This is a genomic window from Prochlorococcus sp. MIT 1306, from assembly GCF_047304515.1.
GTDB classification, from domain to species: domain Bacteria; phylum Cyanobacteriota; class Cyanobacteriia; order PCC-6307; family Cyanobiaceae; genus Prochlorococcus; species Prochlorococcus marinus_D.
The window spans coordinates 2,327,543-2,349,185 of the sequence record NZ_CP138959.1 but is presented as its reverse complement, the minus strand read 5'-3'; the positions used below and the strand labels follow the sequence as shown (position 1 = coordinate 2,349,185).

The following is a 21,643-nucleotide window of genomic DNA, read 5'->3' as shown; positions in this document are numbered from 1 at the left end:
GCTGGGATAAAGCCCTACAGCCTCAATCAGGCAAGACGTTGAGACCACAATACGTGTTGAGAGATGAACTGACGCTTTCTTAGGGTGGTCTTCTGCTCGCAGTCGTCCGTCCATGAGTGCCACAGCACTACAGGTCAAAACCACGCAGAAACCCAATAGTCGGCTTGCTCTGGAAGTAGCGGTACCAGCAGAGCGCTGCCAGGCCAACTATGAGGCCGCTGTCACCCGCTTAAGCCGCACCATCAATCTTCCAGGCTTCCGCAAGGGGAAGGTTCCACGTGCCGTTCTGCTGCAACAGATCGGCCTGGTAAGAATCCGTGCAACAGCCTTAGAAACGCTCGTCGATGCTGTCTGGCGTGAAGTCCTCGAACAAGAATCAATCGAGCCACTTTGCGAACCCGAACTCAGTGGCGGCTTTGACGCTCTTCTGGAAAGCTTTCAGCCCGGCGAGGCACTGACCCTCATCCTTGAGACAGACGTCACCCCAACCCCAAAACTTAAGGCCACCAAAGGGCTCCAAGCCGAAGCAGAAGTGGTGACTTTCGATCCCACCAAGGTCGATGAACTGATCGAACAATCCCGCAAACAACTAGCAACCCTTGTACCCGTCGAAAGTCGCCCAGCAGCAATCGGCGATATCGCTGTGGTTAGTTTCAGCGGCACCTACGACGACGACGGCAGCGCAATCGAAGGCGGAAGTAGTGAGTCCATGGATGTCGATCTTGAAGATGGACAGATGATCCCCGGCTTCGTGGAAGGGATTATCGGTATGAGCTTGGGCGGTGAGAAAACTGTTGATTGCCACTTCCCAGACGACTACTCGAAAGAGGATGCTCGCGGCCGCAAAGCCAGCTTTGTGATCAACCTCAAGGAGCTCAAAACCCGCGAGTTACCTGATCTTGACGATGCCTTCGCCCAGCAGTCCAGTGACAAAGCAACTCTGGAAGAACTTCGCAACGATCTAGAACAACGTCTTCAGGAAGACGCAAAGCGTCGTGATCGCAGCAATCGTCACGACGCACTGCTGGAAGCATTGACTGAGCAGCTGGAAGTAGATCTACCAAACACCCTTGTGCAGCAAGAGATACGCAACCTTGTTGAACAAACTGCCAGTCAATTCGCCCAACAGGGGATGGACGTGAAATCCATGTTCACCCCAGAGCTTGTGCGTTCCTTGATGGAATCATCACGCCCAGAAGCCGAAGAGCGCCTACGTCGCAGTCTTGCCCTCACTGCACTAGCTGAAAGCGAAGATCTCAAAATAGAAGAGAGTGAAATCAGCGCTAAGGTCAAGGAAGTAAGCCGCGAGCTTTCTGGCGAACGCGATATTGACCCGGCAAGGTTGCGTCAAGCTGTTAGCGACGACTTACTCAAAGACAAATTGCTGGACTGGCTCGAAAACAACAGCACCATTACCGAAAAGGTGCTTGAAAGCGAGGCAAAAACCAGTAAGCCCGCTGCAAAATCCAAAGGCAGCAAAACTAAATCCACAAAAACCAAGACCAACAAAGCCAAGACTGAAAAACCTGCCTCGGACAAAACCAAGTCCTGAATGGCACCAATAGATTGATAGAAGTGCTCCCCTAAAGCCCAAGCGAGTGATCGATTCCTGCTGCTACCACCCCATCCACAATCGCTGGCAAGGCATTCGTCCTGTCTCATCACCAGGGATCCTGCCCACAGTGGTGGAACAGTCGGGCCGAGGAGAACGGGCATTCGACATTTACTCGCGCTTACTACGTGAGCGAATCATTTTTCTTGGCACTGGTGTTGACGATCAAGTGGCAGATGCCCTCGTTGCTCAGATGCTCTTCCTTGAAGCCGAAGATCCCGAGAAGGACATCCAGATCTATATCAACTCCCCAGGTGGTTCAGTGACCGCTGGTTTGGCTATCTATGACACCATGCAGCAGGTCGCTCCAGACGTCGTGACCATCTGTTATGGCCTTGCTGCCAGCATGGGGGCTTTCCTTCTCTGCGGAGGTACCAAAGGCAAGCGACTGGCACTACCCAATGCACGGATCATGATTCATCAGCCCCTGGGTGGTGCCCAGGGCCAAGCAGTAGACATCGAAATCCAGGCCAAGGAGATCCTCTTCTTAAAAGAAACCCTCAACGGCCTTCTCGCCGAGCACACTGGCCAACCCCTTAACAAAATCGCTGAAGACACTGACCGCGACCACTTCCTTTCTCCAGCAAAAGCGGTTGAATACGGACTGATCGATCGGGTTGTGGATAGCCTCACGGGCGGTGGAATCGTTACGGAAGGGTGACGCAACCCTGATCTGACACGATCCTGAGCGTTCAGGCTGGCCAACATTCGTCAGATCCTGTCTGCCCGTTTGCAGTGATCACAGCCCGATGGCCAAATTCGACGCCCATCTAAAGTGCTCTTTCTGCGGCAAGTCTCAGGACCAAGTACGCAAATTGATTGCCGGGCCAGGTGTCTACATCTGCGATGAATGCATCGATCTCTGCACCGAGATCCTGGATGAAGAACTTGTCGATAGCCAAGGCAACCCACGTCACAGCAGCGAGTCCAATCGCAAGGCTGCAACTGCTTCCCATAAAAGTGGAAAACCAGCACCCACACTCGCCACCATACCCAAACCTCAGGAGATCAAAAACTTCCTAGATAAGCAAGTGGTGGGGCAAGAAGCTGCCAAAAAAGTACTTTCAGTCGCCGTCTATAACCACTACAAACGCCTGGCTTGGCAAGGTGACGGCCAAGGCGAAACCGATCTCTCTGCAACCAGGCTCCACAAGTCAAACATCCTGCTCATCGGTCCAACAGGCTGTGGCAAAACCCTATTAGCCCAGACCCTGGCCGAACTCCTGGACGTGCCCTTCGCCGTTGCTGATGCAACCACACTGACCGAAGCCGGCTACGTGGGCGAGGATGTCGAAAACATTTTGCTGCGGCTATTACAAAAAGCCGACATGGACGTGGAGCATGCCCAGCGCGGCATCATTTACGTCGATGAGATCGATAAGATCGCCCGAAAAAGTGAAAACCCCTCCATTACCCGCGACGTATCCGGTGAAGGAGTACAGCAAGCCCTACTAAAGATGCTCGAAGGCACAGTCGCCAACGTGCCCCCCCAAGGAGGGCGTAAACACCCCTATCAAGACTGCATCCAAATCGACACCAGCCAGATCCTCTTCATCTGCGGTGGTGCCTTCATTGGCCTCGAAGATGTGGTGCAACGGCGACTAGGCCGTAATGCCATCGGTTTTATGCCCAGCGATGGTCGAGGGCGCAGCCGTGCCAATCGTGATCTAAAGGCCTCACAGGTGCTTCACCACCTTGAAGCCGACGACCTCGTGCGTTACGGCTTGATCCCTGAATTCATTGGCCGCATTCCCGTGAGTGCAGTGCTTGAACCCCTTGATTCACAAGCACTCGAATCGATTCTCACGGAACCTCGTGATGCACTGGTCAAGCAATTCAGCACCCTGCTGAGCATGGACAACGTGCAGCTTGAGTTTGAATCAGATGCCGTAGAAGCTATCGCCCAGGAAGCACATCGGCGCAAGACCGGGGCCCGAGCACTACGAGGCATCATCGAAGAGTTAATGCTGGATTTGATGTACGACCTTCCCTCAAAGAAAAACGTGAAGAAATTCACCGTGACCCGCACGATGGTTGATGAACATACCGGCGGCAAGGTGCTGCCTCTACCAGCCAACGACGAGCGATCGCATCAGGAATCAGCCTGATCCAGTGGCGACGGCTGACCACCTAAGGGTGCCCCGCCAGCACGGACTTTTTTTACATCACGGAATTGATCTTGGAGATGGCAGCGTGGCCCACTATCTAGAAAATCAGTCAATGCTTCCAAACACCATCAAGGTCTTCAGCTCCGTCAAAAGAACTTGAGCTATGCCAAATAGCTCAGCAGAATCACAAATACCCATGTTCGTCAGCATAGATAACGCTTTTGCTTGGGATGGGTACATCCGCGAACAACACCTGATCTAGGCAATCAAGCAGCAGCTTTCATCCGCCGAACAGATATAAGCCCTGAGCATGATCCATGTCATATCAAGGGGAAGAGCAAACATACATATCCACGCTTATACAGATGTGAGGAAAAGCACAGTATTTCGTGATCAAGAACAATATCTAACTAAAAGCTAGATGCAATAACAGATTAGTCCAAAAAATCTCATTTTTAACCCCGCTAAAAGACAATGAGAAAACAAGAAACTGCCAACAAACAGCTCGTGACCTCGCGATTTGATCGCTGGCAAGATGCGCTCAGCAAACCAATTCAACAATCAATCGCATTTTTCTCCAATCCTGAAAACTTAACCAACAAGGATTCAAGCGATGTATTGCGCTGGGTGATTGCCGGACCAACTCAAAAAAACCTTTCTGCATTTAAACAACAAGCAGCCAGGGTCGGAATCAAAATTCAAGATGAGAATCTGAGCAATGCAGGATTCGGAATTGATGAGCTACAACTAATCGCCTTCGAGCCTGGTTCCTTATCAGATTTTCAAAGGTTGCAAACAGCAGCGCAGAAACTTGACCTGGCACTCTGGCAAGAAGTGGTTCAAACACACTCCGGTGATGGGCCTATCGACACAGCTGCCATTACAGAAGGAACCTTCGACCTCAACCTTAACGACAATAATACAGCCACTGATGTCAATGGTGACGGCACTCCAGACCCTCTCTTTCATCTATTAGCAAGCAATGATGCTAACGGTAGTTATGGCGTCAATGCTGTTGGAGCATGGAGCCAAGTCAGTGGTGAGGGTGTCACTGTTGGAGTTCTAGATACATTCTTTGATCTAAATCATACAGATCTAAATGCGGCTATACCAACAAATTTTGACTGGGACAATGATGGTCAAAATGATGGTGTAGACAACAACAACAACAACATTCCAGATCTCTTCGAAAGTGAGCAATTCACCCATGCACTAGGTTCACCTAATTGGCCCGTAAATAACCCACCACAACCAACACCCCCTAATCAATCTCATGGTACGGCTGTTAGTGGAATCGCGGTAGGCAGAAGCAATGGAAACTCAGGCATTGGTGTTGCTCCTGAATCCAACTGGATCCCAGATGGCTTTCTTGACCATCAAAATCTATGGCCATCTCAGAATTACTACAATTACGCTGATGTCGTTAACAATAGTTGGGGGATTCCGAATACAGCCGGCGTTTTCCAAACATGGACTCCCCAACGACTTGCCAACTGGCAACTTGCCACAGATGGAGCTATTCAAGTTGTTACTGCAGGCAATGACAGAGACCCAGGCAATACAGCAAATCAGGGATGGAGCAATACAAACAATTCTGAAAAGACTAGAAGAGAAAATATTGTTGTTGCAGCAACAATGCGCAATGGTGAAGTAGAACAATACAGCACACCTGGCGCCTCAGTTTTTGTCAGCGCCCCTGTAAATGGATCAAACTTCAGGTTTGCAAACTCATTTTTCGCCAACGCAGGAGTCCAACGCACAACAACAGCGGATGTCACAGACAATGTGGCGTCCAATGCAGACAATTCGGGTTACATGAATGGACCCACTGACACCAGATTCAATGGCACATCAGCCGCAGCACCGATGGTGACAGGAGCTATCGCCTTGATGTTAGAAGCGAATCCAACACTCACTGTAAGGGATATTCAGCACATCCTTACTGAAACATCAGTCAAAAATGGCCTGATAGATAGTGATGGAGACGGTTTACTCGATGCCATTAACCCCAATGCCGGCGGCAATGCAGCGTTCCCAGGCGCAGCAGGAACAATTGAACTAAGAAATTCACTAACAGCGGGTGTTAACTCGACTTTTAACATTGCGGATGGTCACAACACAGGCTGGTTTCAAAATGGTGCCGGCAATTGGGTTAGTGATTCCTTCGGTTTCGGCATCGTTGATGCAGGAGCAGCTGTTGCATTAGCAAACAACTGGACAAATGTAGGAGATGAGCTCAAAGTCACCACTGACACGATTTTAAACAACCCATACACCATTCAAGAAGGCACTATCTTTTTAGGTGGACTCAATGCACTCACAAATGCAGGCTCTTGGAATGTCAACAACCACATCGAACTGGAATGGGTTGAACTCACTCTGAACTTGAACCTGCCAGAACAAGATGAGGTGATGCTGGCGATTCAATCACCATCTGGAACCAGATCAGTGTTGATGGCTCCTGGTGGAAACGATGCAACCGCATTTAATGGTCAGCGCACCCTGATTACAAATCAGTTCTGGGGTGAAAGCGCAAATGGACAGTGGAATATCGAAGTTCTTGATGTGAACAATGATGGTGATAATGCCACCATCTCAAACGCAACTCTGGACCTCTACGGAACCTGTAATCAAACTTGCCCCCTTGAGGTTAAATCCTTCAAAGAACTATCAAACAGTGGCTTTGGTCTCGGCCAGTTAGCCAATCAATTCCTGCAAGATGGTGGTGCAAACCAAGGCAGCTATCAACTTCACTCAGTGATGCCGATTGGCGATTGGGAATCCTATGGAAATTTCACAGAAGGCTACAACACAGGCCTGAAAATTGATCAAGGGTTGATCTTCACCAGTGGTCGCGCCAAAGATGCTATTGGACCTAACTCATCACCTAGCACCTCAACAAATTGGCAAAATTTTGGCCATCCACTACTAGGTCCAAATAGCAAGGATGCTTCAGGAATCGAGATTCGTTTCTCCCCCAATCAAGACATGGTCTTGGATTGGAATGCACAATTTGGTTCAGAAGAATTTGACGAGTATTCGCCCAGTATTTTTGATGACAAATCCGGCATCTTCTTTACTGAAATTACTAATCAAAAGGACCCACTAGTTGGATACAACCCAACAAACCTCCTCTCCGGTCCTAATCAAGGTCCCTTCTCAGTGAATGGCTTCAGCGAAAGCCCTGGCATCTTTGAGAAATGGATGAATATGACCGAGCCTTGTGGACCAGTGAGCTGGGAATATGATGGAGGAACAAACTTTGCAATCACCTCCAAAAAAGCGGTGCTGGAAAAAGGCAAGACTTATGCACTCGCACCAATAATTGGTGATGCAACCGATCATATCTATGACAGCGGCATCATCATCGGTCCAAACAAGCCAATTTTCAACTTACCCAAGCTCCCGAGGTTATGGGAGCCACGGAAAAAATCTCTTCCATTCCGCAAAGAAGATCTTATTGAGCTTGACATTAAGCCCGAAAGAAATGGAGCCAATAACAATTTGGATGCTCTCAGCAAACTGGGCCAAGTCTCCTTCGCTGAGGCCTCTGCACGTGGTCTCGAAGACATCGACATCTTCACCGATCGTTCGCTTGAGGCCTTCTTCACAGGTAACAACCTCTCCAGAGAGCAACTCAAAACCATGCTCACTGGCCTCCATTCCGAAGACGCCATGGACAACCAGCTCTTGAGCAACCACTTCGCCTCTGAAGTTGCAAGAGTGATTTGATGCCTTGACTTCTTGAACCAAAAGCCCCGCCAAATTGACGGGGCTTTTTTTCATTCCTTTGCAAGACAAAATAGATACAAAGATAATTGTTCTGGCAATGGCCGCCGCCGACCACCTAAGGGTGCCCCGCCGTCACGGACTTTTTTTGCATCACGGCATTGATCTTGGAGATGGCAGCGTGGCCCACTATTTAGAAGGTCGGTCAATCCTGCGCAGCTCCCTTGAAGACTTCTCTCGCGGTGCAACTGTGAACGTGGTGAATCACACACAGGCCTCTCCCTCAGGCGTGACCCTGAGACGAGCGATGAGTCGCATTGGAGAGCAGCGCTACAACCTACTTTTCAATAATTGTGAGCACTTTGCCAACTGGTGCAAAACCGGGCGACATCGAAGCAGCCAGGTCGAGGACTGGATGCAAACCAGCAGCCTAGGAGCACTGGCACTGGGTCAAATCATCCCTGCTGCCCTACTGACAGGATTATCACTACTCCTTCGGCGAGGATTGGTGGATGAAACCTCGCGGGAACGTGCAAGGCAAGCAGTAGCTCAACTGAAAAGTCTGCGAGTGAACTTACTCAACAAACTGGAAGCAACACTTGAGCAAGCAGAGGGATGGCTTCATGGCGAACCAGACAACAACTTGATCGATCACCACAACTCCCGCAGCCGTTCTTTGCTGTTAAAAGGTCAGACCCTTGCCGATGAACTAGCAGCAATAGAAGATCTAGAAGCCCGCATCACTGCATTGCTCGACGAACCAAAAGCCAAGCCTGAGTAACCTCAACATCCCGCCAGCAGCGCATGAGCCAGGCCTACCAGCCGCTGCATCACAAATATCGACCACAGCGCTTCGATGCCCTGGTGGGGCAGGACGCGATCGCCGCGACCCTCAGTCATGCCTTGCGCAGCAGCCGGATCGCACCGGCCTATCTATTCAGCGGTCCACGAGGCACTGGTAAAACCTCCAGTGCTCGCATCCTGGCCCGATCACTCAACTGCTTGAACTGCGACCAGCCAACACCCGAGCCATGCGGAAACTGTGAGCTCTGCAAAAGCATTGCCGCCGGCACAGCACTAGACGTAATCGAAATCGACGCCGCCTCCAACACCGGCGTAGACAACATTCGCGAACTGATCGAACGCTCCCGCTTTGCCCCGGTACAAGCCCGCTGGAAGGTGTATGTGGTGGACGAATGCCACATGCTCTCAACCGCCGCCTTCAATGCCCTACTGAAGACCCTTGAAGAACCACCGCCACGGGTGGTGTTCGTACTAGCAACAACCGATCCACAGCGAGTGCTGCCGACCATCCTCAGCCGTTGTCAGCGTTTTGATTTCAGGCGGATTCCACTGGAAGCGCTTGAAAAACACCTAGAGATGATCGCCACTCGTGAAGCCATTCCAATTGAGCCCGAAGCCCTGCATGTGGTAGCCCAGCGAGCCCAGGGAGGGCTTCGAGATGCGGAAAGCTTGCTTGATCAGCTCAGCCTGCTGCCAGGACCCATCAAAGCAGAAGCTGTATGGGAGTTGATGGGAGCCGTGCCAGAGCAAGAGCTGCTGAAACTAGCCGCAGCCTTGGCCCAAGCCGATCCACTCTGCTTATTGGAAACCTGCCGAAACCTGCTGAATCGAGGCCGTGATCCAGGTGCACTTCTGCAAGGGCTGGCAGCGGTGTTGCGAGATTTGGTGCTCATGACTGCCGCACCCGATCGCCCTGAACTCACAAGTGTTTCTCCACAATTCCGCAATCAATTGCCGCCCCTAGCCAGCCAAATAGGTCGTCAACAGCTTTTGCAATGGCAGGTCCAACTCAAAGGAAGCGAAAGCCAGCTGCGTCACAGCGTTCAACCCCGTCTCTGGCTTGAAGTGCTTCTGCTGGGTCTGCTGGCCGAACCACCTTCCAGTGAAGCTGTAACCGCAGTGCCAATAACAAAGACAGCTCAACCAATAACCCCAGCTGCGCAGGCGATCACTGCCAACGCATTGACCCCGACAACACAAATCCAACAACCCCCTTCTGGATCAACGACGACCCACGATCCAGTCTCAGCAATCACCCCAAACGCAGAACCCGATCCACCCCCGGCTCCAGCCCAGAAAACCCCTAACAGCAATCTGCAGGAGTTATGGCAACAAATACTTGGCAGTTTGGAGTTACCTTCCACACGCATGTTGCTCTCTCAGCAAGCCCAGCTAGTGCGCCTTGATGACCATCGCGCCGTGGTTCAAGTTGCCGGCAACTGGATGGGAATGGTGCAAAGCCGTGCAACCCTCCTGGAACAAGCAATAGCAAAAGCCCTGGGAAATTCCAGACAGCTTGTTCTCGAAAGCCAAAGCGGAAGTGCCACACCAATGCCCAGCCCACAAAAAACGGGTGCGGCACCAACACCAAACACATCCGCTTCCACTGCTGAACCATCACCACCACCACAAGTTCAATCCAGCTCTACAGGCGCTTATCCCCCAGATCCTGCAACCAGCGCCGCCATCACAGACCAGCAAAAGCCTCTAGAGGAGGATTCGCCTACGCCTCAGCCCACTTCCTCTTTAGAACCCATCGACAGCAAAGCAAAGCGACTAGCTGACTTCTTCAACGGCAAAGTGCTGGACGTGGACCTTTAAACATTCAAACCTGAACAGGCTGTTGGCCATGATGACTGGTCTTGGCCCACACCAAACTCTTCGGGAACAGTGCCATCCGTACTGTCACCCAAGGGATAACCACAAACCAGTGAGACAAATAAGCAATCGCCACCACAAGATTCCACGGGGTTGGCGATGGCAAAGCAGGCCCATCACTGATGCTCCTACAACCGCGCCAGTAAGCCATCCCTGAAATGCTGAAGGCCACGATCGAAAGGGGCCAATAGGTTGGGATAGTGCGTGTAAATAATGTGGTGAACAGATCAGCGAAAGACACCACTGGGAGGGCGTATTGAAGGAGAAAAAAACAAGCCAAATCACGACGCTGAGCCAGAGTTAACTTGCTGGACATCAAGACTGGCCAGTAGTCAAAAAATCGCTGCAATCCACCCTCGGCCCAACGTTGTCGTTGTCTCCAAAGAGCTGACAAGCTCTCCACTGCCTCCTCCTGCACTGGAGGGTTCCAAACAATCCCGACCAAAGCTCCAGCTGTCAGTAAACGGAAACTCAGATCAAGATCATCTGTGACCGTATTTTCATTGAATCCCCCACAAGCCTCCAGCGTGGAGCGTTGAATCAACTGGCCATTTCCACGCAGCTCTACCACGCCTCCCCCCGCTAAGCGTCCTTGTTGAATCAAGGCATCCATAGCCATCTCCATCGCCTGAACCCTGGTGAGCAGATTGTGCTGAGAGTTGATCACCGCCTTACGCAACTGCACAGCAGACCACCCACCCTGTTGGGCAAATAACACAAGACGCTGGAGCAGGTCATCCTGCAACTGGGCATCAGCATCAAGAATCAAGAGCCATTCCCCCTGAAGCTGCTGGAGTGCTGCATTAAGAGCTCCAGACTTTCCGCCGCCTGCTCCAGAAGGACGATGAATCACGTTTAAAGAAGGAAACTGCTGCTGCAACTCATCCAGTAGAGCTGGCGTTCGGTCCTGACTACCATCATCAATAATCCAAGTAGACAGCTTGCCCTTGGGATAGTTCAGACCGGCAAGACGTTCCACCAACCGATCAACCACAGCTTCCTCATCCCTGGCAGCGACCAAAACATCAACGCTGGGCCAGACAAACTCAGCAGAGGGCTCAAGCCCTATTTCATTGGCATTGGCAAACGAGTGCTGCCGATCGCGCAAAACCGTGCGCAGGCCATACCCTCCCAAGACAAAAGCCAGCGTAATTGCAGGCAAAAGACTTCTACTTGCTTCCAACCAAAGGTGGGGTGCGGCACCAGCCCAACCGCAAGCAATCAAAAACAGGGCTGTCTTGCCGCGTCGATGATCCCCAATGACAGCGGCGGCGGCCATGCATAGACCCGAAGTCCAGCGACTCTAAGGGGCATCCTTCATCTCAGGCAAAGGTCCATAGATCGTTCCTGGGTAGTAATGACTAAGAATCTGTTCAGTTGTCCAGCCTCGACGGGCCAGATCAACTGCTCCGGCTTGTGAAAGCCCAGCCCCATGGCCAAAACCACCGCCAGAAAGCTGCCAAACTCCGACACCAACTTCCTCAACCACGAAGAGAGTGCTTGGTAACTGACGCAAATGACGCCGAATACCGTCTAATCGAAGCACCACAGGGGACTGATGGCCTTCATCAAGTATCTCCAAAGACAAGACCCGACCACTTGGACCCCGTTCAAGAACAGTCAATCGCTGAGGCATTGACAAGCTAGGCGCCACCAAAAGCAAAGCTTGTTGCAACTGTTCAGCAGTCAAAGTACGGGTCCAACGAAAACGGGGATGACCCTGGCCATAAGCACCATCGGCATTATCCAGCAATGACTTCACGACAACTCGTTCTGTGAGTGGCAAAAGGAAGCGATCTACCCATCCAACGGATCCATCCAACTGAGCCCTTAGGTATGGAACAGACTCCATGGACCAAGCTTCAGAACCAGCGGCCATCACACCACCATTGCTGGCGTGATACACAGCATTGATCGGTTGCTCCTTCCAGCTCAACACCTTGCCAGCAGTGCTCGCAATCGCCTGGCGGACACCAAAACTGGCCTGCCTTGGATCGCTGTAAACCTGGCACTGAGTGTCACTGCACAGATGGTATCCATCAAGGGCAAACCGATGGCTATTGGCAAGCGCCCATGTCCTAGCCAACACCGTCTGAGCAGCTAAGGCTGCTGATGGAGCGCCCGCTCCAATCTCATGGGGCACCACTCCTTCCAGATACCTCTCCAGGGGAACATGTTCCACCAAAGTCCAGCTTCCGTAGGCATCAACCTGCAGTTGAAACGGCCCCAAATACACCCCACCCTTCCAACTGAGGCCATCCGGAGCATCAATCTGAATCGGACCCACCAAGCTGCGATCACCACTGTCCCCCTGAATCACAGGCTGCACAGCTGTAGAAACGATGCCCTGCCAAAGACGAATGTCCACTCCTGGGAGAGGTTGTACCCCTTGCGGTGCCCACACTTCCCATTCGCTTGGATGAGCCACCACGGCCGCAACGCCCAGCTCTCGCCACTGCGATGCAACCTGCTCCGCCGACTCGAAACTGGCGAATGGACCAGCCACCTGACGTGACAACTGCAGGGGCTCCTCGAGAGCTACCAACCGCCAGGTGATTGTGATGACTGGAGCCCGCTGCACATCACCGCGCGCATCTTTGAGCAATAAGGGCTGATGCCCAGCACTGATCAAACGTAATGATGGAGCTGAGCGACTAGACGTCGTGCCCTGCCCTAAATAAGGCTGCAAAGCCACCCACAACAAAGACCTACCTGAACTAGGAACCGGCGGAGCTTGTACCGCCTGATGAGTAGGCATACCAACAGAACCAACTGGTGGAACCACCTCTTGGGCGTCACAGCCCACCGTGCACACACCAAGCAAGACCAGGGCGCCACTCATGACTTGCTTTGAGCGAATCAGCGAACGATGAAAAGTCTTGGCCAATGCTGCCCCCTCGGCAAACACCCATCATGCGAAATTTGGCTTCTGGCAGGTCTTGATCGTATGGTTATCGTTTGTGCGCAGACCGTCAGAGATGCCTAAGCTCAAGACCCGCAAAGCTGCTGCCAAGCGGTTCAAGGCAACTGTCACTGGCAAATTCATGCGCCGTCGTGCATTCCGCAATCACCTGCTGGACCACAAAAGCCCGAAATTAAAGCGCCATCTCGCCACCAAAGCCGTTGTAGATGAACGCGATGCGGAGAATGTGCGTCTGATGCTCCCTTACGCCTAAAGACCAAGCTCAAGCTCAACTAACAGGTCTTATACAAGCTCTGATCTGATTTCTTTCCCTTCTTGATTTCTTAAACCATGGCCCGCGTCAAAAGAGGCAACGTTGCCCGCAAACGCCGCAACAAAATCCTGCGCCTAGCCCGCGGCTTTCAAGGCAGCAATGGAAGCCTCTTCCGCACAGCCAATCAGCGGGTCATGAAGGCTCTTTGCAATGCCTATCGCGATCGGCGGCGGCGCAAACGTGATTTTCGTCGTCTCTGGATTGCTCGCATTAATGCAGCCGCTCGGATCAACGGAGTCAGCTACAGCCGCCTGATTGGTGGCCTTAAAAAAGCCGACGTACGCATCAATCGGAAAATGTTGGCCCAACTGGCAGTAATGGATCCAAAAAGTTTCACTAGCGTGGTTACCTCCGCCAAGAGCTGATTCACTTTTTGGCTTATCAACACACATAGTCAACAGAAACTCCAATCTGAAGATCTTTCAGGATGCCTAGCCAAAAAACTTTCATCTCTGTTTGATGAACAGAGCATCTTGAACTCTTGATAGGGCTTGTTTTTCTCTAGCGTCTATTGCTTTTGAGAAGAGTCCAATCCATCAAAGCTAAAAAATCAGTTCTGGCTTGATAGCTGAGCAAGCCTTAAACCTGACTCCAAGGCTTGTCGTTGCGCTGACGGTTCCAAGCCAATGTTGGCAGTACACCTGTACGCACGAGAGCGCGGTCTTCGCTGATCGGCTTGCTCCGGCTTTGCCTTCGCAGCCGATGAACCAAAAAATTGACTGATTTCAACAACGGAGACCTTCAACCCACAAGCTCAGGCAAAATCTCAATGGCCTACCCACACTTCAGACATACAGCCACTAAGACTGTCATCACGCTGCTGAACTGAGCAAGCCTGTTCAGAAGCACTGGACTTCCAAAAAGCAGAGAACAACCATGAATGTGCCGGTGATGGAAGGTACTGCAACAGGGGCTAGAAGTCGGCTGATGTTCTGAAGCCAAGGGATTTGCAGCGATGGGTCCACAACAAACAAGCAGGACTAAGACCCTCCGCTACGTCTCTCTCATGCTCGAGAGCAATGAATCTGACGTGCTGATGCGCGCAAAACGTCCTATACCTGATCTGCTATTCCAGCAAAGACTCGTTCTCGTCTGAGAAGATATCAAACCATCAAATGGTGGAAGCTACTTTGAAAAGATGGTTGGAAGCCTCTAACCCCTCAGTGCTGATCTCTAACGAAGCGCAAATTTCCCGCAAGTGCCTGAACTCAATATCGATGAACCTCCAGAGCAAACTCTTTGAGCCATTGAACAAATGGTTTTTCAACGAGAAAAGCAGATGTTAAAAGTTCAAAGTCAATTCGACTACTTCCTCGATTTGACTGCAAATGCCAACTCATCACTAAGAACTGCCCCTAAACCATGAGCGCCTTCCTGCCAGAAACGCAAACCTACCTAATTGGCCTAATCGGTTTGCTCGCAATCGTGGCTGTCATCGTGGGCAGTCAAGTTTTCAAGACTCAACGCGACGAACGGGCACTGATCCGACTTGAAAAAAGTGGAGCGGGCTCTTCCAAAGAGGCATCCAAACTCTATGAACTGGCATCTGTACAGCTGCGTAAAAGGCTCTATCCCCAGGCCATAGCATCCCTGCGCAAAGCCTTGAAGCAACTGACTGGTGAACCAGATGAAGCCAAAGCTCTGATCGAAAATGCCCTTGGGTTTGCACTCGCAGCTCAAGCAGATTATTCATCTGCAGTGAGTCACTACCAGTCAGCCCTAAAAGCCAAGGCTGACTACCCCGTAGCACTCAACAACCTTGCCTTTGCTAAAGAGCGCCTTGAGCAAGATGCTGAGGCCTACGAGCTTTATCAAAAGGTGCTCAGCCTGGATCCCAAGAACAAGACAGCGCGCAAAAACCTCAAGCGATTGGCAAAAACACAACCAACAAACTCACCAGAGCCCGCGGATGGGCAAGGGTTCTGATAAGGGTTCTGATGCCTGTACTGAACAGGAGCTGTTTAAGTCGAGCATGCCTCCCGTATTGGTAAGACGAGGTGCCTGCCAACCCACCATTGTTAACTCCTGAAGGCCGATAAAAAAACCACCTGGCTCCACTCCAGGAATCAACTGATCTGAAAGGGGTAGCAACTCCAGCTGATCTGACTTGGCATTCAAGTTTCCCTGCACAGGAGTTGTAACGCTGCCAAGACGCATCTCTCCACGCAGATCAATGATCTGACCAATCGGTGTGAGCTTGGACAGATCCAAGTTCACATCAACATTGGAGCCATCTCCAAAAGACTTGTAAGTGCCACACCACTGGCGTGGCATTGTCTCAGCAAGATCAACGGCGCGCGCTACCGGATCAAATCTCTGAACAGAGCCCTCCACGACCAGCGGCACAGCCAATTGAGAGGAATCCAAGGGCATAGTGAGCTCGAAGGGAACCTGACTGTCAATCGAGAGATCCATGGCGAGCAGGATGGGCATGGAAAAACATGATGATGGGCACAAGCTAAGGCCAATCGGCTCAACCGGGACACTCCGCGATGACGTTCCAACAACCTCAACAGCGCCAATGGTTCTGACGCACTCCTCACCTGACCTACTCACAATCGGCAAACGCAACTTCCACAGCCGACTTTTTGCAGGCACAGGGAAGTACCCAAGCCTAAAAGTGATGCAAGAGAGTCTGCGCTCTTCAGGATGCGAAATGGTGACGGTTGCAGTCCGCCGTGTACAGACAATGGCATCAGGCCACGCCGGCCTGATAGAAGCCATCGACTGGTCAAAAATATGGATGCTGCCCAACACCGCTGGCTGTGCAACTGCAGAGGAAGCCATTCGTGTAGCCCGACTCGGCCGCGAACTCGCCAAACTGGCAGGCCAGGAGGACAACAAGTTCGTCAAGCTCGAAGTCATCCCCGACAGCCGCCACCTCCTACCTGACCCTTTCGGCACCCTTGAGGCCGCTGAACAATTGGTAAAAGAAGGCTTCGAGGTCTTGCCATACATCAATGCCGATCCCCTCTTGGCTAAGCGCCTTGAAGAGGTGGGCTGTGCGACGGTCATGCCACTGGGCTCACCGATTGGATCAGGTCAAGGTCTGAGGAATGCCGCCAACATCTCCCTAATCATTGAAAACGCCCGAGTGCCAGTCGTTGTGGATGCTGGCATCGGTGTCCCCAGTGAAGCTGCACAGGCCTTGGAAATGGGTGCCGACGCAGTGCTGGTTAACAGCGCAATTGCCTTAGCCGGAGATCCAATCACCATGGCCGAAGCAATGCGTTGGGCGATTCAGGCCGGTAGGCAGGCTTACAGATCAGGTCGCCTACCCGAACGCGCCGCAGCCTCGCCAAGCTCACCGACAACAGGGATTATTACGGAAGCCAAGACTAAATAATTATGAAGGAACGTAACGGAAAAGTTCCTGCAAGCAATCCTGTCCATAGGGTCCGCCGAGTTGTAAGTGTTACATGCAAGTCACCGAGGAAGAGGGTGGTCGACTCAACGCCTTTGCAAGAGAACCCCGTATGGAAGTGATAGCTGAAAAAGGCAGCAGCAACGCCAACACTCGCCTGCTCCTCATCGGTGGAGCCCTGCTTGTGACATCCCTAATCATCGTCAGGATCGTCATCAGCTGAAAAACCTTGTAGTAGCTTGCCCTGACTGAGCGAATTGCTCGTTCCTGCAGGAGTTTGAGTTGAAAGTTTTCGTTCTCGGCGGCGACGGCTTCTGCGGATGGCCTTGTGCAGTGAACCTTGCTGATAGGGGTCACGACGTGTTGATCGTCGACAATCTCAGCCGCCGCAAGATCGATATCGATCTTGAAGTCGAGTCACTGACACCAATCACCAGCATTGGTGACCGCCTTAAGGCCTGGCGAGAAATCGGAGGCAAGCCAATTCGTTTTGAGCACCTAGACATCGCCCATCAGTACGACCGATTGGTGACAATGCTCAAAACTGAACGACCCGATGCGGTGGTTCACTTTGCCGAGCAGCGTGCAGCTCCCTACTCGATGAAGAGCAGCTCCACCAAGCGCTATACCGTCGATAACAACGTCAACGGCACTCACAATCTGCTCGCGGCCATCGTTGAAAGCGGCCTCGACATCCACATCGTGCACCTGGGAACGATGGGGGTGTACGGCTACGGCTCGCACCGCGGAGCCACCATTCCTGAGGGATACCTCAAAGTGGAAGTGCCCCAGCCCGATGGCAGCCGTTTCGAGGAAGAAATTCTTCACCCAGCCAGCCCTGGAAGCGTCTATCACATGACCAAGACGCTCGATCAACTGCTTTTCCTCTACTACAACAAGAATGACCAAATCAGGATCACCGATCTTCACCAAGGCATCGTCTGGGGTACCAACACTGAAGCAACCGCTAGGGATCCACGCCTAACCAACCGCTTTGATTACGACGGTGACTACGGCACAGTTCTCAACCGCTTCCTGATGCAGGCAGCAATCGGTTATCCGCTCACTGTCCATGGAACAGGAGGTCAAACCCGTGCCTTCATCCACATCTGCGATTCTGTGAAGTGCGTACAACTGGCTCTTGAAAACCCACCGGCCAAAGGCGAACGAGTCAAGATTTTCAACCAAATGACCGAGAGCCACCAAGTGGGTGAACTTGCCAAGAAGGTAGCTGCCCTAACCGGCGCCGAACTAAACCATCTTCCAAACCCACGCAACGAAGCAGTGGAGAATGATCTGATTGTGGATAACCGCTGCTTCATCGAACTTGGACTCAAACCAACCACCCTCGACGATGGCCTACTTGCTGAAGTAGTCGATGTGGCAAAACGCTGGGCAGACCGCTGCGACCGCAGTCGTATCCCATGTGTATCGGCCTGGACTTCGACCCAGGCTGAGGCCATCAAGCACCCCTGCTAAACAGCCTGCCCACACCACCCGCTGAACCAGTGAAGATCGCCTTTTTCACAGAGACCTTCCTCCCAAAAGTGGATGGAATCGTGACACGACTCACCAAAACGGTGGAGCACCTGGTTGAAGCCGGTGATGAAGTGATGGTGTTCTGCCCGGAAGGCTGTCCTAGTGAATACATGGGAGCCGAATTGATAGGAGTGCCAGCGATGCCACTGCCGCTCTATCCGGAACTGAAGCTTGCCCTGCCCAGACCAGCCGTTGCCGAAGCCCTAGAAACCTTCGAGCCTGATCTCGTACACGTTGTCAATCCAGCTGTACTAGGCCTTGGGGGAATTTGGCTAGCCAAAACCAACGGAATCCCTCTAATCGCTAGCTACCACACCCACCTCCCGAAATACCTAGAGCATTACGGCATGGGCATGCTGGAGCCCTTGCTCTGGGAACTTCTCAAAGCAGCCCACAATCAAGCAATACTCAATCTCTGCACCTCAACAGCAATGGTGTCTGAATTGAGCGAGAAAGGGATCCAAAACACCGCCCTGTGGCAACGCGGCGTGGATACCGAACTCTTTCGACCGGAACTGCGCAACGAAACCATGCGCTTACGCCTTTTGAACACAAGCGACGATCAAGGTGCCCTGCTTCTCTACGTAGGGCGGCTCTCTGCCGAAAAGCAAATCGAACGCATCAAACCTGTTCTCGATCGCATACCCGAGGCACGATTGGCCCTAGTAGGCGATGGACCTCACCGCCAGCAACTGGAAAAGGCATTTGAAGGCACTGCTACAACATTTGTGGGCTATCTCGAAGGGGAAGAACTAGCCAGTGCATACGCAAGCGGGGATGCCTTTCTATTCCCCTCAAGCACCGAAACCCTTGGGCTCGTTTTACTGGAAGCAATGGCAGCAGGTTGTCCTGTAGTGGGAGCCAATCGTGGCGGAATTCCAGACATCATTACCGACGGAGTCAACGGCTGTCTCTACGAGCCGGATGGAGTGGATGGAGGGTCCACCAGCCTCATCAATGCAACCCGACGACTGCTCGGCAACGATCTCGAGCGTCAAGGTCTGCGCAAAGCAGCCCGTCAAGAAGCCGAACGCTGGGGATGGGCCAGTGCCACGCAACAACTGCGGAGCTACTACAGAACAATCCTCGGCCAACCCCTCAACCTGGCCGCCTGAGACCAAACATCAGTGTTTTCTGAGAGTCAGTGAGTTCAACTAGAGCGTGTGCGATTCCAAGCCTGAAGCACCTGCCGTGCCATAGGCAACGCATGGACCGAACCGCCACCAGGAGTGTTCTGGGCAAAAGCAACAACGACGATTTCTGCTGACTGATATGGCGCAAAACATGCAAACCATGCGTGATCAGAGCCACCGGTACTGTCCTCGGCAGTGCCCGTCTTGCCGGCCACTTGCGGAAAGTTGGGCAAATTGAGACCTGAACCAGTCCCATCCTGCACAACCTTTCGCAAACCACGCCTAATCGTCGCCAATGTGGATGGCTTGATATCGACCTTGATGCGTCGCAGTGATGAAGTCCAGTCGATCGCACCATCTGCCAGATGAGGAGTGACCAAAAACCCCCCATTGGCAAATACTGCATAAGCGCGAGCAAGTTGCAAAGGAGTGATCTGAACTACAGATTGACCAATCGAGGCGCTGGCCATGTCCTCGGGAATCCAAGGAGTCGTTCCAGCTTCAGCCCAACCCCGACCTTTAGCCGCCCAGGCCTGATGGCCCACCAAACCCTTGCTTTCCTCATAGCCAATCTCAATCCCAGTACGGGCATCGAAACCAAGCTTGATGGCGGCCTCATAAAGCGCCTTAGAACCCACACCCACACCCACCTGATAAAAGAAGGTATTGCTGGAGAAGCGCAACGCATCCTCATAACCGATCGTGCCAAATCCGGCACCGTTGTGGTCAGGAAAACAATGCCCCCCATAAGTGATGCATGCCGCCGTCTTTAAACGAACATCAGGCAGAAACTTGCCACTCTCCATGCCCGCCATACTTGTAACAGGTTTCCAAGTACTCCCCGGGTCATAGGCATTCATGGCCCGACTGAGCAATGGCTTGCTCGACGAAGCAAAAAGCTTGTCGTACTCCTTCTGCGTGGTGAAGAGTTTTGAGAAAAAGTTGGGATCAAAGGCAGGGCGACTAGCCATGGCGCGAATAGCACCGTTACGAGGATCGAGTGCTACAACTGCACCGCCAGGCTTATCTTCAAGAGCCTTTTCAGCAGCCAACTGCAAATCAAGGTCAAGTGTGAGGAGGAGATCTTTACCCGCCTGTGAAGGCTTGTCACCAAGACTGCGCTGCACCTCTCCCATAGCGTTGACTTCAAGCATCTGACCACCCCACTTCCCTCGTAAATGAGGCTCATAGGCCGCCTCCACTCCAATTCGGCCAATGCGATCTCTAATCTCATAACCCTGATCAGCGAGAGTCTTAAACTCATTTTCAGTAATTGGCTGGGTATAACCCAAGACATGGGCGGCCAAAGTGCCGTGCGGGTAGTGACGTAGTACATCCACATCGACCTGGGCCGCTTCAAAACTGCGAGCCTGCTCTCGAAAACGCAGCACCTGCTCAGGTTTCAAATCAGTTGCCAAAGTGATGCGATAGCCATCCGTGCCAACCCCCTGTCGCCTGCGTTGATCTAAATCCTGCTTAGGAAGATTGAGCAACTGAGAAAGACTGTCACGAAGCCCAGGCCAATTACCATCACTAAGCAATCGAGGCTGCAAATAAAGGTTGTAGCTGAGCTTGCTTGAGGCAAGTACACGTCCTTGACGATCGAGCAGCCGACCACGAATCGGTGAACGGGGTACCAAGCGAATCCGATTTTCATCTGCCAACTCTCGGTATCGAGCCCCTTCCAACAGCTGTAACCAGGTCAACCGCGCCACCATGGCGCCACAAAACAAAAGCACCAGAGCAAGCAAGACCTTGGGCTGCTGGCCTAAACCACTGTGCCGCTGATTGGCACGTCCCAAAGGCCGCGATCCAATCATCAACGTCAGCTTTGTTCCACGCCTGATGTTGGCGATAAATCGCCAACATCTGTCTGCAGGTGAAGCTGAAGAGCATCAAGCCGTCCCTCAATCCTGGCCAGCACCTCCAGCAAAATCTGCTGATCCTGAGGGTCTGGGGAATTCACAACGACATCATCAACGGCCACATTCACTGCCATCACAGGATTCCCCAACCCTGGACTGACTTGATCTAATCGATCACGTACTGATCGAGCAGCAGCTTCTCCTTCAACACGAAGCTCCTGGAGGGGATCACTTGAGCCCGTAAAAGCTTCCACCATTTTTCTCGCTCCACCACGACGGACCCGATCAACCATCGCCAAACCCACAGGAAGAGCATCCTGCATCAGGGAAAGGCGAAGGCTGTCGAACGAATCGTCGGCCATGCAAGCTTCGAAG

The 21,643-nt window shown here is 52.3% G+C and carries 20 protein-coding genes and 1 pseudogene; 14 read left to right on the top strand and 7 right to left on the bottom strand.

What is annotated here, in order from left to right; all coding sequences use genetic code 11:
- Positions 1–112 precede the first annotated feature (112 nt).
- The 7 genes and pseudogenes from tig to SIB74_RS11695 all read left to right on the top strand — a co-directional run bounded on the left by tig (position 113) and on the right by SIB74_RS11695 (position 10,074).
- Positions 113–1,552, top strand: a complete 1,440-nt coding sequence (gene tig / locus SIB74_RS11725) for a trigger factor (protein WP_063396506.1) — start codon at positions 113–115, stop codon at positions 1,550–1,552.
- 46 nt (positions 1,553–1,598) lie between these two features.
- On the top strand, positions 1,599–2,273 hold the full coding sequence (clpP, locus tag SIB74_RS11720) for an ATP-dependent Clp endopeptidase proteolytic subunit ClpP (protein WP_063396507.1): 675 nt from the start codon (positions 1,599–1,601) through the stop codon (positions 2,271–2,273).
- 88 nt (positions 2,274–2,361) lie between these two features.
- Positions 2,362–3,720 (top strand): ATP-dependent protease ATP-binding subunit ClpX, encoded by a 1,359-nt coding sequence (clpX, locus tag SIB74_RS11715; RefSeq protein WP_063396508.1) that lies wholly within the window; start codon positions 2,362–2,364, stop codon positions 3,718–3,720.
- A 4-nt stretch (positions 3,721–3,724) separates the two neighbouring features.
- Positions 3,725–3,862, top strand: a pseudogene (locus SIB74_RS11710) (lecithin retinol acyltransferase family protein); the annotation flags it as partial.
- Positions 3,863–4,194: 332 nt separating this feature from the next.
- Positions 4,195–7,452 (top strand): S8 family serine peptidase, encoded by a 3,258-nt coding sequence (locus tag SIB74_RS11705; protein ID WP_063396509.1) that lies wholly within the window; start codon positions 4,195–4,197, stop codon positions 7,450–7,452.
- A gap of 97 nt (positions 7,453–7,549) precedes the next feature.
- Positions 7,550–8,230, top strand: a complete 681-nt coding sequence (locus SIB74_RS11700) for a lecithin retinol acyltransferase family protein (protein ID WP_063396510.1) — start codon at positions 7,550–7,552, stop codon at positions 8,228–8,230.
- 23 nt (positions 8,231–8,253) lie between these two features.
- Positions 8,254–10,074 (top strand): DNA polymerase III subunit gamma/tau, encoded by a 1,821-nt coding sequence (locus SIB74_RS11695; protein WP_063396511.1) that lies wholly within the window; start codon positions 8,254–8,256, stop codon positions 10,072–10,074.
- 4 nt (positions 10,075–10,078) lie between these two features.
- On the opposite strand, the gene SIB74_RS11690 is transcribed toward SIB74_RS11695, so the two are convergent.
- Both SIB74_RS11690 and SIB74_RS11685 read right to left on the bottom strand, forming a co-directional pair.
- Positions 10,079–11,410 (bottom strand): glycosyltransferase, encoded by a 1,332-nt coding sequence (locus tag SIB74_RS11690; protein WP_063396512.1) that lies wholly within the window; start codon positions 11,408–11,410, stop codon positions 10,079–10,081.
- A gap of 24 nt (positions 11,411–11,434) precedes the next feature.
- Entirely contained in the window at positions 11,435–12,973 is a 1,539-nt protein-coding gene (locus tag SIB74_RS11685; protein ID WP_063396941.1) for a SpoIID/LytB domain-containing protein, read from the bottom strand.
- A gap of 136 nt (positions 12,974–13,109) precedes the next feature.
- Here SIB74_RS11685 and rpmI point away from each other — a divergent pair, with 136 nt between their 5' ends.
- A complete protein-coding gene (gene rpmI, locus SIB74_RS11680; protein ID WP_011129435.1) occupies positions 13,110–13,307 on the top strand; it encodes a 50S ribosomal protein L35 in 198 nt (65 codons plus the stop codon).
- Positions 13,308–13,384: 77 nt separating this feature from the next.
- Positions 13,385–13,732 carry a 50S ribosomal protein L20 gene (rplT, locus tag SIB74_RS11675; protein WP_011129434.1) on the top strand — a complete coding sequence of 116 codons (348 nt, stop codon included), beginning with the start codon at positions 13,385–13,387 and terminating at the stop codon, positions 13,730–13,732.
- Between the two features lie 214 nt (positions 13,733–13,946).
- Here the strand turns inward: rplT and SIB74_RS11670 are convergent, their stop codons facing one another.
- Both SIB74_RS11670 and SIB74_RS11665 read right to left on the bottom strand, forming a co-directional pair.
- Positions 13,947–14,096, bottom strand: a complete 150-nt coding sequence (locus SIB74_RS11670) for a hypothetical protein (RefSeq protein WP_156486155.1) — start codon at positions 14,094–14,096, stop codon at positions 13,947–13,949.
- A 110-nt stretch (positions 14,097–14,206) separates the two neighbouring features.
- A complete protein-coding gene (locus tag SIB74_RS11665) occupies positions 14,207–14,332 on the bottom strand; it encodes a hypothetical protein (protein ID WP_413681726.1) in 126 nt (41 codons plus the stop codon).
- A 397-nt stretch (positions 14,333–14,729) separates the two neighbouring features.
- On the opposite strand from SIB74_RS11665, the gene SIB74_RS11660 reads away from it, so the two are divergent.
- Positions 14,730–15,293, top strand: a complete 564-nt coding sequence (locus SIB74_RS11660; protein ID WP_063396513.1) for a tetratricopeptide repeat protein — start codon at positions 14,730–14,732, stop codon at positions 15,291–15,293.
- Here the strand turns inward: SIB74_RS11660 and SIB74_RS11655 are convergent.
- Entirely contained in the window at positions 15,261–15,800 is a 540-nt protein-coding gene (locus SIB74_RS11655; protein WP_063396514.1) for a hypothetical protein, read from the bottom strand. The genes SIB74_RS11660 and SIB74_RS11655 overlap by 33 nt on opposite strands.
- Positions 15,801–15,888: 88 nt before the next feature.
- Here SIB74_RS11655 and SIB74_RS11650 point away from each other — a divergent pair, with 88 nt between their 5' ends.
- The 4 genes from SIB74_RS11650 (at position 15,889) to SIB74_RS11635 (ending at position 19,385) form a co-directional block, all read left to right on the top strand.
- Positions 15,889–16,713, top strand: coding sequence for a thiazole synthase (locus SIB74_RS11650; RefSeq protein ID WP_063396942.1), 825 nt, complete (start codon positions 15,889–15,891; stop codon positions 16,711–16,713).
- A 73-nt stretch (positions 16,714–16,786) separates the two neighbouring features.
- Entirely contained in the window at positions 16,787–16,954 is a 168-nt protein-coding gene (psb34, locus tag SIB74_RS11645; protein ID WP_063396515.1) for a photosystem II assembly protein Psb34, read from the top strand.
- 59 nt (positions 16,955–17,013) lie between these two features.
- Positions 17,014–18,210 (top strand): NAD-dependent epimerase/dehydratase family protein, encoded by a 1,197-nt coding sequence (locus SIB74_RS11640; RefSeq protein WP_063396516.1) that lies wholly within the window; start codon positions 17,014–17,016, stop codon positions 18,208–18,210.
- A 29-nt stretch (positions 18,211–18,239) separates the two neighbouring features.
- A complete protein-coding gene (locus SIB74_RS11635; protein ID WP_063396517.1) occupies positions 18,240–19,385 on the top strand; it encodes a glycosyltransferase family 4 protein in 1,146 nt (381 codons plus the stop codon).
- A 35-nt stretch (positions 19,386–19,420) separates the two neighbouring features.
- Here SIB74_RS11635 and mrdA read toward each other — a convergent pair whose 3' ends face one another.
- Together mrdA and SIB74_RS11625 are read right to left on the bottom strand one after the other, a co-directional pair.
- A complete protein-coding gene (gene mrdA / locus SIB74_RS11630; RefSeq protein ID WP_063396943.1) occupies positions 19,421–21,223 on the bottom strand; it encodes a penicillin-binding protein 2 in 1,803 nt (600 codons plus the stop codon).
- A 5-nt stretch (positions 21,224–21,228) separates the two neighbouring features.
- Entirely contained in the window at positions 21,229–21,630 is a 402-nt protein-coding gene (locus tag SIB74_RS11625; RefSeq protein WP_063396518.1) for a hypothetical protein, read from the bottom strand.
- Positions 21,631–21,643: the final 13 nt, after the last annotated feature.

Bases quoted from the DNA above. Each gene is read 5' to 3' on its own strand.
- tig (WP_063396506.1), top strand. From the start codon at position 113: ATGAGTGCCACAGCACTACAGGTCAAAACCACGCAGAAACCCAATAGT.
- clpX (WP_063396508.1), top strand. From the start codon at position 2,362: ATGGCCAAATTCGACGCCCATCTAAAGTGCTCTTTCTGCGGCAAGTCT.
- SIB74_RS11705 (WP_063396509.1), top strand. From the start codon at position 4,195: ATGAGAAAACAAGAAACTGCCAACAAACAGCTCGTGACCTCGCGATTT.
- SIB74_RS11700 (WP_063396510.1), top strand. From the start codon at position 7,550: ATGGCCGCCGCCGACCACCTAAGGGTGCCCCGCCGTCACGGACTTTTT.
- SIB74_RS11695 (WP_063396511.1), top strand. From the start codon at position 8,254: ATGAGCCAGGCCTACCAGCCGCTGCATCACAAATATCGACCACAGCGC.
- SIB74_RS11690 (WP_063396512.1), bottom strand. From the start codon at position 11,410: ATGGCCGCCGCCGCTGTCATTGGGGATCATCGACGCGGCAAGACAGCC.
- SIB74_RS11685 (WP_063396941.1), bottom strand. From the start codon at position 12,973: ATGAGTGGCGCCCTGGTCTTGCTTGGTGTGTGCACGGTGGGCTGTGAC.
- rpmI (WP_011129435.1), top strand. From the start codon at position 13,110: ATGCCTAAGCTCAAGACCCGCAAAGCTGCTGCCAAGCGGTTCAAGGCA.
- rplT (WP_011129434.1), top strand. From the start codon at position 13,385: ATGGCCCGCGTCAAAAGAGGCAACGTTGCCCGCAAACGCCGCAACAAA.
- SIB74_RS11660 (WP_063396513.1), top strand. From the start codon at position 14,730: ATGAGCGCCTTCCTGCCAGAAACGCAAACCTACCTAATTGGCCTAATC.
- SIB74_RS11655 (WP_063396514.1), bottom strand. From the start codon at position 15,800: ATGCCCATCCTGCTCGCCATGGATCTCTCGATTGACAGTCAGGTTCCC.
- SIB74_RS11650 (WP_063396942.1), top strand. From the start codon at position 15,889: ATGGTTCTGACGCACTCCTCACCTGACCTACTCACAATCGGCAAACGC.
- psb34 (WP_063396515.1), top strand. From the start codon at position 16,787: ATGCAAGTCACCGAGGAAGAGGGTGGTCGACTCAACGCCTTTGCAAGA.
- mrdA (WP_063396943.1), bottom strand. From the start codon at position 21,223: ATGATTGGATCGCGGCCTTTGGGACGTGCCAATCAGCGGCACAGTGGT.
- SIB74_RS11625 (WP_063396518.1), bottom strand. From the start codon at position 21,630: ATGGCCGACGATTCGTTCGACAGCCTTCGCCTTTCCCTGATGCAGGAT.